12 protein-coding genes and 1 pseudogene are annotated in these 12,528 nt (G+C 39.1%); 10 read left to right on the top strand and 3 right to left on the bottom strand.

Annotation, left to right across the window (positions count from 1 at the left end):
• The 9 genes and pseudogenes from HT721_RS00360 to HT721_RS00320 all read left to right on the top strand — a co-directional run bounded on the left by HT721_RS00360 (position 1) and on the right by HT721_RS00320 (position 9,605).
• Positions 1-1,212, top strand: a complete 1,212-nt coding sequence (locus tag HT721_RS00360; protein WP_173228683.1) for a phosphopentomutase — start codon at positions 1-3, stop codon at positions 1,210-1,212.
• A 1-nt stretch (position 1,213) separates the two neighbouring features.
• The gene (locus HT721_RS00355; RefSeq protein ID WP_173213672.1) at positions 1,214-1,774 is read left to right on the top strand and encodes a DUF1697 domain-containing protein; all 561 of its coding nucleotides are present in this window, start codon (positions 1,214-1,216) and stop codon (positions 1,772-1,774) included.
• Positions 1,771-2,580 (top strand): purine-nucleoside phosphorylase, encoded by an 810-nt coding sequence (locus HT721_RS00350; RefSeq protein ID WP_138702284.1) that lies wholly within the window; start codon positions 1,771-1,773, stop codon positions 2,578-2,580. Before HT721_RS00355 ends, HT721_RS00350 begins: the two co-directional genes overlap by 4 nt.
• Before the next feature lie 201 nt (positions 2,581-2,781).
• Positions 2,782-2,991: a hypothetical protein gene (locus tag HT721_RS11050; RefSeq protein WP_240148104.1), complete on the top strand. Its 210-nt coding sequence runs from the start codon at positions 2,782-2,784 to the stop codon at positions 2,989-2,991.
• A 43-nt stretch (positions 2,992-3,034) separates the two neighbouring features.
• The gene (locus tag HT721_RS11250; protein ID WP_173213670.1) at positions 3,035-5,782 is read left to right on the top strand and encodes a thiol-activated cytolysin C-terminal domain-containing protein; all 2,748 of its coding nucleotides are present in this window, start codon (positions 3,035-3,037) and stop codon (positions 5,780-5,782) included.
• Between the two features lie 291 nt (positions 5,783-6,073).
• Positions 6,074-6,309, top strand: a pseudogene (locus tag HT721_RS00335) (purine-nucleoside phosphorylase); the annotation flags it as partial.
• On the top strand, positions 6,303-7,586 hold the full coding sequence (locus tag HT721_RS00330) for a chloride channel protein (RefSeq protein WP_173213668.1): 1,284 nt from the start codon (positions 6,303-6,305) through the stop codon (positions 7,584-7,586). The pseudogene HT721_RS00335 and the gene HT721_RS00330, both read left to right, overlap by 7 nt.
• A gap of 348 nt (positions 7,587-7,934) precedes the next feature.
• Positions 7,935-8,645, top strand: coding sequence for a purine-nucleoside phosphorylase (gene deoD / locus HT721_RS00325; protein WP_173213898.1), 711 nt, complete (start codon positions 7,935-7,937; stop codon positions 8,643-8,645).
• 228 nt (positions 8,646-8,873) lie between these two features.
• The gene (locus HT721_RS00320) at positions 8,874-9,605 is read left to right on the top strand and encodes an NAD-dependent protein deacylase (protein ID WP_173213666.1); all 732 of its coding nucleotides are present in this window, start codon (positions 8,874-8,876) and stop codon (positions 9,603-9,605) included.
• A 230-nt stretch (positions 9,606-9,835) separates the two neighbouring features.
• Here the strand turns inward: HT721_RS00320 and HT721_RS00315 are convergent, their stop codons facing one another.
• The 3 genes from HT721_RS00315 to coaA form a co-directional block, all read right to left on the bottom strand.
• Positions 9,836-10,348, bottom strand: a complete 513-nt coding sequence (locus tag HT721_RS00315) for a DNA topology modulation protein (protein ID WP_173213664.1) — start codon at positions 10,346-10,348, stop codon at positions 9,836-9,838.
• A 51-nt stretch (positions 10,349-10,399) separates the two neighbouring features.
• On the bottom strand, positions 10,400-10,636 hold the full coding sequence (gene rpsT / locus HT721_RS00310) for a 30S ribosomal protein S20 (RefSeq protein ID WP_001274000.1): 237 nt from the start codon (positions 10,634-10,636) through the stop codon (positions 10,400-10,402).
• A gap of 67 nt (positions 10,637-10,703) precedes the next feature.
• Positions 10,704-11,624, bottom strand: coding sequence for a type I pantothenate kinase (gene coaA / locus HT721_RS00305; RefSeq protein ID WP_173213663.1), 921 nt, complete (start codon positions 11,622-11,624; stop codon positions 10,704-10,706).
• Between the two features lie 199 nt (positions 11,625-11,823).
• Between coaA and HT721_RS00300 the strand changes: the two genes are divergently transcribed.
• Positions 11,824-12,228, top strand: a complete 405-nt coding sequence (locus HT721_RS00300) for a hypothetical protein (protein WP_173213662.1) — start codon at positions 11,824-11,826, stop codon at positions 12,226-12,228.
• Positions 12,229-12,528: the final 300 nt, after the last annotated feature.

The following is a 12,528-nucleotide window of genomic DNA, read 5'->3' as shown; positions in this document are numbered from 1 at the left end:
ATGTCTAAATTTAATCGTATTCATTTGGTGGTACTGGATTCTGTAGGAATCGGTGCAGCACCAGATGCTAATAACTTTGTCAATGCAGGGGTTCCAGATGGAGCTTCTGACACACTGGGACACATTTCAAAAACAGTTGGTTTGAATGTCCCAAATATGGCTAAAATAGGTCTTGGAAATATTCCTCGTGAAACTCCTCTTAAGACTGTACCGGCAGAAAGCAATCCAACTGGATATGCAACAAAATTGGAAGAAGTATCCCTTGGTAAGGATACCATGACTGGGCACTGGGAAATCATGGGACTCAACATTACTGAGCCTTTCGATACTTTCTGGAATGGATTCCCAGAAGAAATCTTGACAAAAATCGAAGAATTTTCAGGACGTAAGGTCATTCGTGAAGCCAACAAACCTTACTCAGGAACAGCCGTTATCGATGATTTTGGACCACGTCAGATGGAAACTGGAGAGTTGATTATCTATACTTCAGCTGATCCTGTTTTGCAAATTGCTGCCCACGAAGATATTATTCCTTTGGACGAATTGTACCGTATCTGTGAATACGCTCGTTCAATTACCCTTGAGCGCCCTGCCCTTCTAGGTCGTATCATTGCTCGCCCTTATGTAGGTGAACCAGGCAACTTCACTCGTACAGCCAACCGTCGTGACTTAGCCGTTTCTCCATTTGCACCGACTGTTTTGGATAAATTGAATGAAGCTGGTATCGATACTTATGCTGTTGGTAAAATCAATGATATATTTAACGGTGCTGGTATTAACCATGACATGGGCCACAACAAGTCAAACAGCCATGGAATTGATACACTATTGAAGACCATGGGCCTTGCTGAATTTGAAAAAGGATTCTCATTCACAAACTTGGTTGACTTTGATGCCCTTTACGGCCACCGTCGTAATGCTCATGGTTATCGTGATTGCTTGCATGAGTTTGATGAACGCTTGCCTGAAATTATCGCAGCCATGAGAGAGGATGACCTTCTTTTGATTACTGCTGACCATGGAAATGACCCAACCTATGCAGGAACAGACCACACTCGTGAATATATTCCACTTTTGGCTTACAGTCCTGCCTTTAAAGGAAATGGTTTGATTCCAGTAGGACATTTTGCAGATATTTCAGCGACTGTTGCAGATAACTTTGGTGTTGAAACAGCCATGATTGGGGAAAGTTTCTTAGATAAATTGGTATAAAATGACGCACTATGCTTTGCTGGTGAGGGGTATTAATGTTGGTGGCAAGAATAAGGTCGTCATGGCGGAGCTTCGTCAAGAACTGACAGAATTGGAACTGGAAAAGGTTGAAAGCTACATCAACAGTGGCAATATTTTCTTTACTTCGGCAGACTCAAAATCCCAATTGATTGAAAAATTAGAGACTTTCTTTGCAGTCCATTATCCATTTATTCAGAGTTTTTCCCTAATGAGTCAAGAAGACTATGAAGCAGAAGTGGAAAATCTCCCAGCTTGGTGGAGCGAAGACTTGGAACGAAAAGACGTCCTATTTTACACTGAGGGTTTGGATGTGGATCAAGTCATCGAGAAAGTAGACAGTTTAAAACTGGAAGATGAAGTTCTTCATTTTGGAAAACTTGGTATTTTCTGGGGGAAATTTTCTGAAGAAACCTACTCTAAAACTGCCTATCACAAGGATCTGCTCAAGATGCCTTTCTATCGCCACATTACCATTCGCAATGCTAAAACTTTTGACAAAATCGGTCAAATGCTAAAAACTAAAAAAGGAGACACACAATGACATTTTTAGATAAAATCAATGAAACAGCTGCCTTCCTGAAAGAAAAGGGAATCCAAGCGCCTGAGTTCGGTCTAATCCTTGGGTCAGGACTTGGAGAATTGGCAGAAGAAATCGAAAATCCAGTTGTAGTAGATTATGCTGATATTCCAAACTGGGGCCGTTCAACAGTAGTTGGCCACGCTGGTAAATTGGTATATGGGGAACTTGCAGGTCGCAAGGTCTTGGCTCTTCAAGGTCGCTTCCATTTCTACGAAGGCAATCCTCTGGAAGTCGTGACTTTCCCAGTTCGTGTCATGAAAGTCCTCGGATGTGAAGGTGTCATTGTAACCAATGCGGCTGGTGGTATCGGATTTGGTCCTGGTACTTTGATGGCTATCTCAGACCATATCAATATGACAGGACAAAACCCATTGATAGGTGAAAACTTGGATGACTTTGGTCCTCGTTTTCCAGATATGTCTAAGGCCTACACACCAGAATACCGTGCTACTGCCCATGAAGTAGCTAAAAAACTGGGTATCAAGCTTGATGAAGGTGTCTATATCGGTGTAACTGGTCCAACTTATGAAACACCAGCAGAGATTCGTGCCTATAAGACACTGGGAGCAGATGCAGTTGGTATGTCTACTGTTCCTGAAGTGATCGTGGCAGCCCACTCTGGCTTGAAAGTTCTAGGAATTTCATGTATTACTAACTTTGCGGCTGGTTTCCAAGAAGAACTCAATCACGAAGAAGTTGTAGAAGTAACCGAACGTGTCAAAGGTGATTTCAAAGGCTTGCTTAAAGCTATTCTTGCAGAATTGTAAGAAAAAAGATTTAAAAGGGGGAATGCCTCTTTCCTTTCATGGTTGACTATTCGGAATAAAGAAGAAACATAGGTAGACTATGGGGTTCTTCCTACTCTTGTACCTGAAAGAGTCTGACAGTTAGCATTGTGAAAGACAAGATTCTAGGATACTAGCATTAGCTTCCTACCAAGCAGACTAGGATGATAAGGAAAGATAAGAATGAATTTATACTCAATGAAAATCAAAGAGCAAACTAGGAAGTTAGCCGCAGGTTGCTCAAAACACAGTTTTGAGGTTGTAGATAAGACTGACGAAGTCAGTGACCATATCTACGGTAAGGCGACGCTGACGTGGTTTGAAGAGATTTTCGAAGAGTATTACTTTCTGAATTTCTCAACCTTGTCTTATATAGGGGACAAGGAGATTTAGTTTGAGTCTGCTTATAAATAAACGAAAAGAAAGATAAGAAATAATGAAAATTGGTCAACGAATTATGCGCTTTGGCATAAAAAAATTAAGTATCGGAGTTGTATCTGTTGCAGTCGGCTTCGCATTTCTAGCTCCAGCTGGAATTTCAGCCAATGAAGTAAAACAAGATGTAACATCTGAAGTGGCAACAAGAGTGCCAGATTCTAAGGAGGAATTGAGAGAGCCGGAAAATGTTGCTCCAAAACTAGAAACTCCTCTTAGAGAGGAGCCAAGACTAGCTCCTCAACCGCTTCCGGAAGCAAGTGAAGTTCTTGAAAACAAAAGGGAAGAGTCAAAAGTAGAGATGACAGAGCCAGCTCAAGACTCACCTGTTCATGCTCCTGTAGAAGAAACTAAAGAAGAAGTTGTGACAGAAAAACCAACAAATACTCGTTCTCTAACCGCAGAAGATTTGGTGAAGATTTCCAAAGGGGAATTGCATTTAGAAAATGATTTGATTGATGAATCTCTCTATGGTGAAAAAGTTCTTGATTTGGAAGGGGATGATGACCAAGATGGCATCAAAAACAAAGATGAACTTTATGTTTACAACAAAGATGGTAAGGATTATCTAGGATATAACAGTCATCCCTTGCTAGCAGACAGTGATGGGGATGGTTTGGCAGATGGAGAAGATGACAATAAGAAAGAATGGTATGTCACAGATCGTGATTCTCTTCTCTTTATGGAGTTAGCCTATCGAGACGATGATTATATTGAGAAAATTTTAGATCATAAGAATCCTTTCCCTAGTCTCTATCTTGACCGTCAAGAATACAAACTCATGCACAATGAATTGGCTCCTTTCTGGAAAATGAAAAAAGCCTACCATACAGATAGTGGTTTGGATGCTTTCTTATTTGAGACCAAGAGCGACCTTCCTTATCTCAAAGATGGAACGGTGCACATGTTGGCTATTCGTGGAACGCGAGTTAATGACGCCAAGGACTTAAGTGCAGATTTGGTTTTATTAGGTGGAAATAAACCAGCTCAAGCAGATGATATCCGCAAGGTTGTTGGGGAATTAGCCAAGGATAAAAGTATTACCAAGTTGTATATGACAGGTCATTCTCTTGGAGGCTACCTAGCTCAGATTGCAGCGGTTGAAGCTTACCAAAAATATACTGACTTTTATAACCATGTATTGAGGAAAGTGACGACTTTCAGTGCGCCTAAAGTGATTACTTCCAGAACTGTTTGGAATGCTAAGAATGGTTTCTGGGATGTTGGTTTGGAAAGCCGTAAATTAGCTGTTAGTGGAAAAATTAAGCATTATGTAGTTGATAATGATAATGTTGTGACTCCATTGATTCATAATGATCGTGATATTGTTACATTTACAGGTAATTCACGCTTTAAACACCGTTCTCGTGGCTATTTTGAAAGTCGAATGAATGATATTCCTAACTTTAATATTGGTAAACGAGCTACCTTGGATAAACATGGTTATCGTGATCCGAAATTGGATAAAGTGCGATTCTTTAAGAAACAGGCTCTGCCTCAATCTTCTAGTCAACCAAGCGCTGAACCAATGGAAAATATTGCCTTAGGAAAACAGGTTACTCAAAGTTCGACAGCTTTCGGAGGAGATGCTAGAAGAGCTGTGGATGGCAAAGTTGATGGTAACTATGGTCACAATTCTGTCACTCATACCAACTTCCAATCCAAGCCTTGGTGGCAAGTAGATTTGGCTAAAGAAGAAACCATTCGCCAAATCAATATTTACAACCGAACAGACACTGCCCAGGATAGATTGGCAAACTTTGATGTCATTCTGTTAGATAGTTTTGGTAAAGAAATTGAGAGAAAACGCATAACATCTCTTAAAGATGTATCAGCACAAATTGCGATTAACCATAAAAAAGCGCGCTATGTTCGAATTGAGCTAGAAGGCTATAATGCCCTCAGTCTTGCAGAAGTCCAAGTATATCGTGCTGAGAATATCGCTTGGAAAAAACAAGCCAAGCAAAGTTCTACTGATTTTGGAGGAGATGCTAGTCGTGCCTTGGATGGTAATACCAATAGTAGTTATAGCCAGCAATCAATTACCCATACAAAATTTGAAAACCAGCCTTGGTGGGAAGTTGATTTAGGTCGTACAGAACAGGTAGGACTTGTTCGCCTTCATAACCGTGGGGATGGAGAACTTTCTAAACGTCTGTCAGACTTTGATGTGATTTTATATGATGAAAAAGGGAAAGAAGTTGCTAGACAGTATGTTTCTAAACTTGACGGAACGAGCTTGGATGTTCAATTAAATGGGAAATTGGGACGCCGTGTTCGTGTGCAACTACGTAAGAACAATCAAGCCCTCAGTCTTGCAGAAGTAGAAGTTTTCCGCTTTATAGCTACGAATGGTGAGACGGCGACACAAATTTCTAAGCCAGTTCAACCAATCAGTCAAACTCCTGCAAAAGACAAAACATTGACAATTCAACATAGTGGAGCTTACATTGCTCGCTACTCTATAACTTGGGAAGAAGTTACAGTAGATAAAGATGGAAACCAAGTTGTTCGTAGTCGTTCTTGGGAAGGAAACGGTCGCAACCAGACTGCAGGTTTTGTCCTCAACCTCCCAATCAAAGAAAATATGAGAAATCTGCGAATTAAGATTGAGAAAAAGACAGGTCTACTATGGAATAGATGGCAAACAATCTATGAAAACAGACCAATTTTAGCTCAACCCCACCGTAAAATTACCCATTGGGGAACAACATTAAATTCTAAGATTTCTGATGACGATGTCTTGTAATCTGATGATACAATGACAGTTAGATGATTTAGTTCATAAGAGAAGTACTACCTGAGCTTGAATAGAACTCAGGTAGCTCTCTGTGAAAGAACAAAATTAATACTCAATGAAAATCAAAGAGTAAACTAGGAAACTAGCCGCAGGCTGCTCAAAGCACTGCTTTGAGGTTGTAGATATAACTGACGAAGTCAGTAACATATATACGGCAAGGCGACGTTGACGTGGTTTGAAGAGATTTTCGAAGAGTATAAACAGAAAGGTAGAGCACGTGTTCTGATTTGAACACGAGTAGAAATTCGTACCTATAAGATGCTTGGAACAGATGTGGTCGGAATGTCAACTGCTCCTGAAGTTATTGTTGTAGCCTATCAGGTTTGAGATTTCTAGGAATTTTATGTATTACTAACTATACTACTGGTTTCAAAGAAGAGATTAACCACGAAGAGGTTATAGAAGTGATTGAGTGTGTTAAAGGTGATTTTAAAGGCGTACTTAAAGCCGTTTTTGCTGAATTATTACTATGTTAAAAGAATTGAGGAGTATTTTTCAGAAAATCCCTTATAATCTTAAATTATTCCTAGCAGTCATTTTGCAAGGAATAGTTTCAGGTTTATCTGGTATTTTTATACATTATCTTTTAAAGATGATAGAGGGGATAGCTTTTGGTCAATCAGAGCATCAAACTGTATTCTTGACAGATGGAGTTTCCTCATCGCGGATAGGATTAAGTTTAATAATTGTGGGTGTCAGCTCATCCTTGGTCTGGTATTTCTTGCAAAACAAATCACAGATTTTTTCCATTAAAGCACAGATGAAGGATGAGACTTCACAATACAAACTTCATTTTTTAAAACAGCTATTTCATTCAATTTGGCAGATTATTGCAGTTGGAGGGGGAGCACCTATTGGTAAAGAAGCTGCGCCACGAGAGATTGGAACTCTATTTGCAGGACCAATTGGAAAAATATGTTCTCTCTCTAAGAAGGATCAAATCTTTCTCCTTGCTTGTGGTGCTGGTGCTGGTTTAGCAGCTGTCTATCAGGTTCCATTAACAAGTGTCTTCTTTGTTTTTGAAACTCTAGGAATTGCTCTATCTATTAAACGAGTTGTCTTAGTCGGTTTTACTACCTATGTGTCAACCTATACAGCAGGCTTGGTTATTTCAGATCAGGCTCTCTACCAGATTCCAGCCATCGCATGGTCATTAAAGGAAATGTGGATTATTCCCTTATTACTTCTTTTCTTAACCCCACTAGCTTGGCTTTTTGGTCGCTTGAGTAAAGCAGTGTCTTCAAACAGGATAAAAGATAAACGAATACTTCTCACATTGCCCACAGCTTTTCTTTTTCTTGCTGGGTTGGCAAGTTATTTTCCACATCTACTTGGAAATGGATGTATGATGGCTCAGGAAGTATTGAATGGTAGCAATGGCAAAACAGTATTCCTCTTGTTTATCCTAAAAGCACTGGTCGTTCTTATTACTCTGTGGGCAGGGGCCTATGGTGGTACACTTACGCCATCTTTTGCCTTGGGGATGGCTGGAGCTGCTCTCTTTGGAATGATTCTAGGTGGGGATAGCCAGCCAAGCATTTTGCTTTTGGGATCGGTTTGCTTTTTGTCTGTGACCTTGAGGGCTCCCTGGTCTGCAACTGGATTAGTAATAGGTTTCACTGGGCTAGGTTTGGATTCTCTTCCGTATCTCTTAGTAACAGCTGTTTTAGCCTATGAATTTGCAAAAATGTTAGACCGCTTTTCTTGGGCTAACAGACTGTGTCAGAAGTCAAAGAATAAAGTAATAAGATAGAAAACGACCGTTTCTTCTAATCAAAGATTTATCTTAAAAGATTAAAAACTATCGTCAATTTATCAATAACTGTTTAAAAAAATGTAGTAGGTTTATCGGAGTCATGATTGAATCCGATTTTTCCTAGCTATAAAAATAAAATAAAAAAAAGAAAGGTAGAGCGTGTGTTTTGATTTGAACACGAGCGGAAAACTTTTCATAACAATAAAAGAAAGGATGGGTAAACCGTATTTGCTGAACTGAATACGGACGGAGAACTGTGTAAAAAAGATAAACTTCCTAGCATCATTGATGCTACGTCAGTTTCCTATTTTTACTTTGTTCTCTGTCGCCCTTTATATCTTAACTATGTCTATCCATATTGCTGCTCAGCAGGGTGAAATTGCTGATAAAATTCTTCTTCCAGGGGATCCTCTTCGTGCTAAATTTATTTCGGAGAATTTCCTTGAAGATGCTGTTTGTTTTAACGAAGTGCGTAACATGTTTGGTTACACTGGTACTTACAAGGGTCACCGTGTATCTGTTATGGGAACTGGGATGGGAATGCCCTCAATTTCGATTTATGCGCGTGAGTTGATTGTTGACTACGGAGTGAAAAAATTGATTCGTGTGGGAACTGCAGGATCTTTGAATGCAGATGTCCACGTACGTGAATTGGTTTTGGCGCAGGCAGCTGCAACCAACTCTAACATCATCCGCAATGACTGGCCACAGTACGATTTCCCACAAATCGCTAGCTTTGATTTGCTAGATAAGGCTTATCATATTGCCAAAAATCTCGGTATGACAACCCACGTTGGGAACGTTTTGTCATCTGATGTCTTTTATTCAAACTACTTTGAAAAGAACATCGAGCTTGGTAAATGGGGGGTCAAGGCTGTGGAAATGGAAGCAGCAGCACTTTACTATCTGGCAGCCCAACACCATGTTGACGCACTTGCCATCATGACTATTTCTGATAGTTTGGTCAATCCAGATGAAGACACGACTGCAGAAGAACGTCAAAATACCTTCACTGATATGATGAAGGTTGGTTTGGAAACCTTGATTGCAGACTAAAAGTAGGCTATATTCAGAATGATTTCTCTTGTTCTCAAATGATAACTATTAACAATGAATCAATTCTGAAATAGGTAAGAATAAGGAAATTGAAGAAAGCCTAATTGTGTCAAAGGACCGAGACTAGTCAGTTTAATATCTAAATCATAATCAAATAAAGTTGGAAGCCAAGTTGACAAGAAGTCAAGACTTTCAACTTTTTAACTTGAAAATTCCTAGGAGTACAAAATGGATAAGATTGAACAATTACAAGGTATTATTGATCAAAGTCAGAGAATTGTCTTTTTCGGTGGTGCAGGGGTTTCTACAGAGTCTAATATTCCAGATTTTCGTAGTTCAGATGGTATATATAGTCTGAAACTAGGTCGCCATTTTACTGCCGAGCAACTGGTTTCACGCACTATGTTTGAGCGCTATCCAGAGGATTTTTTTGATTTCTACAAAAAGTATCTGGTATATCCTGATGCCAAGCCGAATTTAGCACATGATTATCTAGCGTCGTTGGAAAAAACAGGTAAATTAAAGGCGATTGTGACGCAAAATATCGATAGTCTCCATGAAATGGCAGGATCTCAGAAAATTTTGAAACTGCATGGTAGTGCAGATCGTAATTATTGTTTGGGCTGTCATCGCTTTTATGATTTGACTGTCTTTTTGGAACTTGGAGGTCCAGTTCCCTACTGCTTAGATTGTGGCAAGGTGGTCAAACCTGACGTGACCCTTTATGAGGAAGCGCTAGATATGGATGTATTTAGTCGCGCAGCTCGAGCCATTCAGCAAGCAGATTTGTTGATCATTGGTGGAACTTCCTTAGTTGTTTACCCTGCAGCTAGCCTAATCAATTATTTTTCAGGGTCAAATCTTGTCGTTATCAACAAGTCCAGCACTCCTCAAGACAGCCAAGCTGATTTAGTTATCGAAGGTAAGATTGGAGAAGTTTTTTCTAAATTGAGACAATAAAAAACTGAAAGAAGTAGGATTATACTTCCTTCAGTTTTTTTGTATCACGAACTCAGAAACTATGAACAAGATTCTCTTCATTTCTAGGGGAATTTTATTGTTGATTTATAAATTGCTCGAGTTATTTTTAATTGTTGAATAAAAGGAAAAAAGGAAGACTTTCTGGATGAAAAACTTCCTTTTTTAGTCAATCAGTACATGCTGATTTTAATGAAATGCTACTATATTGTTTACTTTTTTAAAGATCGCAAAAAACAATCAATCTCTGCTTGAGAATGGAGAATATGCATCTTTTCTGGGTAAGTATTGTTTAAGTATTGGTATCTATCCTTAGCATTTTTTGTTCGCCCCTCCCAGAGAATCCATCGTACAAACTCCCAGTCAAAGCGTTCAGGGCATCCCTTAGCCATACTTTCTCTGACTTTTCCCCGGTATTTAAGATAACGCTTAAAGGCCCGAAAGAGACAGGTAAATGGTGAAAAATTGAGAAAGATGATTTGGTCAGCTTCCTGCATTCTTTCCTCATAGAAACACCAAGAATAATTACCATCGATGACCCAAGCTTCATGCTTGGTAAGAAAATTTTTCATCTCGGTTAACATCCATTCGCGATCACTGTCTTGCCAACCAGGTTGAAATTGGAGTGTGTCCATGTGAAGTTTTGGGATGGAGTGGTAGTGAGACAACTTTTCAGCTAGAGTTGACTTACCTGCACCAGAATATCCGATAATTGCGATTTTCATTTTCTACCTTTCCTATTTGAGGACAAAAAAACAGCCTCTATGGACTGTTTCTTATTTAGCAAGTTTAGCTGAAAGACGAGCTTTATCGCGGCTTGCTTTGTTTTTGTGAATCAAACCTTTAGTTTCTGCTTTATCGATAGCTGAGCTAGCAGCACGGAAAAGTTCTTCAGATGGGTTTGCTTCGAAAGCTTTGATAGCAGTACGCATAGCTGATTTTTGAGCTGAGTTCTTTTCGTTTTGTTTAACGTTCAATTCAGCGCGTTTGATAGCTGATTTAATGTTTGCCAATGTTCTTACCTCCATATTTACTAACTATACCATTATATCTGAAAACTTACGTTTTGACAAGGGAAAATTACTTTTTTAAGTAAATTTCATCGATTTCATGGTTCTTACTTTTATGTAGAATCACTTCCGCACGATTTCTAGTTGGTTCAATATAATTTTGTAGATTTGTGAGATTGATACTGGTCCAGACCTGATGGGCAAAGGACTCCACTTCCCCAATCGGCATTTGAGTAAAACGATAATAGTAGCTATCAGGGTCGTTTTGGGCTAGGCTCAGCATCTTCAAGAAACGGTCCAGATACCAACTCTCAATATCATCCACTCCAGCATCTACATAGATGGAAAAGTCAAAGAAGTCAGTGATATAGAGACGATCGTTTTGTGGATTTTGAAAGACATTGATTCCTTCAACAATTACAAAATCAGCAGCTTTGACACTTTGCTTTTCCTCAGGTACGATGTCGTAGACTTCATGAGAATAGACAGGAATATCCACATCTTGTCCATTTTTGATGCAGTCCAAGAAGTTGAGAAGAGCTTCCATATCATAGCTTTCAGGAAATCCCTTACGATTTAAAATCCCTTGTTCAATCAAGGTCTGGTTGGGATAGAGAAAGCCGTCAGTTGTTACCAACTCAACCGTAGCATCTGTCAGTGTACGGGACAGTAGGATTTGAAGTAGGCGACTGGTTGTTGATTTTCCAACGGCAACACTCCCAGAAACCCCAATAATAAAAGGTTGAGATTTACTTTCACGTTGGAGGAAAATTCCTTTTGAAAAGGCCAAATCTTCCTTAGTTCGCTTGTAAATCTGAATCAGATGAGCCAAGGGGAGATAGATATCTGTAACGTCTTGAAGACTGATTTGGTCATTAAAACTCTTGATAGATTCCAATTCTTCTTCTGTCAAAGGAGGTGTTGTCTTTCGATGTAAAGATTGCCAAGTCTGGCGGCTGATTTTTTCAAAATGTAAAAATTCGTTGGTCATTTGTTTTCCCCTAGATATTTTGTCTATCATACCATAAAAAGTTAAAAAAATAAAGCGGTTTCTTGAATGTGGTAAGTCAATAGTATATAATATAAGTAGATAGAGGATGAACAATTTATTGATGAAGTAGGAGCTGCTTTCTACTGACTTATCAGCTATAAAGGGGGCTTTGGGGTTTATAACTTATAGGAGGTGTACTATGAAAATCTTGAAACGTTACCTATTGGAACTCTGTTTTATTTTAAGTTTTGCCTTACCTTTTATAAAAGGAGTCAATGCGGATAATGGTAGACGCTTTGTGGAAATCTATTACGGTTTTACTTTTTTGATGGAACATGACATTGTAACAGTTGTCTTTCTTTGTTCGCTCTTGATTGCTTTCTTACTAAAAAAGCGGTGGGCGAAATGGCTTGCTGCTGGAAGTTATCTATTCTTGATTTTGTGGATTGCTACAGAGGGTTATTTCTTCCGCATGTCACTAGAAGATTTGATACGACTTTGGACAAGTTTGGAAATCCTGACACAAACTTATCAGTTGGGCTTTTATTTAAACATTTTGTTGGGAATTTTGTTGATAATTAAGTATCTGAAGGTTAAACAATAGTAATAAAAATGCGCCTGATGATAAACAATAAACTTTGTGTTATATGATTTATCATGGTAATGATAGCTGTAGTCCTAGATGAAATACAAGTTGCTTATAAAAGTTGAAAGAGATTGAAGGGGAGCTATTGTAAAGCAACTTCCTTCAATCTTTTTGTTATGTGACTATTAGTCCGTCTCGCTCCGTTAGGTGTGAGACAAAAAACCACCCGCTATGCGGGTGCGCGTCGAAGGTTATACCAAAAAAACTCCGAACGCGATACAATAAAGGTGTTCAAGCTAATTGTAAAGCGAAAGGAGA

This window comes from Streptococcus sp. 4094 (assembly GCF_013277125.1).
GTDB lineage: Bacteria > Bacillota > Bacilli > Lactobacillales > Streptococcaceae > Streptococcus.
The sequence above is the reverse complement of the archived record's forward strand: the minus strand, read 5'-3'. Positions and strand labels throughout refer to the sequence as shown.

Bases quoted from the DNA above. Each gene is read 5' to 3' on its own strand.
- HT721_RS00360 (WP_173228683.1), top strand. From the start codon at position 1: ATGTCTAAATTTAATCGTATTCATTTGGTGGTACTGGATTCTGTAGGA.
- HT721_RS00355 (WP_173213672.1), top strand. From the start codon at position 1,214: ATGACGCACTATGCTTTGCTGGTGAGGGGTATTAATGTTGGTGGCAAG.
- HT721_RS00350 (WP_138702284.1), top strand. From the start codon at position 1,771: ATGACATTTTTAGATAAAATCAATGAAACAGCTGCCTTCCTGAAAGAA.
- HT721_RS11050 (WP_240148104.1), top strand. From the start codon at position 2,782: ATGAATTTATACTCAATGAAAATCAAAGAGCAAACTAGGAAGTTAGCC.
- HT721_RS11250 (WP_173213670.1), top strand. From the start codon at position 3,035: ATGAAAATTGGTCAACGAATTATGCGCTTTGGCATAAAAAAATTAAGT.
- HT721_RS00330 (WP_173213668.1), top strand. From the start codon at position 6,303: ATGTTAAAAGAATTGAGGAGTATTTTTCAGAAAATCCCTTATAATCTT.
- deoD (WP_173213898.1), top strand. From the start codon at position 7,935: ATGTCTATCCATATTGCTGCTCAGCAGGGTGAAATTGCTGATAAAATT.
- HT721_RS00320 (WP_173213666.1), top strand. From the start codon at position 8,874: ATGGATAAGATTGAACAATTACAAGGTATTATTGATCAAAGTCAGAGA.
- HT721_RS00315 (WP_173213664.1), bottom strand. From the start codon at position 10,348: ATGAAAATCGCAATTATCGGATATTCTGGTGCAGGTAAGTCAACTCTA.
- coaA (WP_173213663.1), bottom strand. From the start codon at position 11,624: ATGACCAACGAATTTTTACATTTTGAAAAAATCAGCCGCCAGACTTGG.
- HT721_RS00300 (WP_173213662.1), top strand. From the start codon at position 11,824: ATGAAAATCTTGAAACGTTACCTATTGGAACTCTGTTTTATTTTAAGT.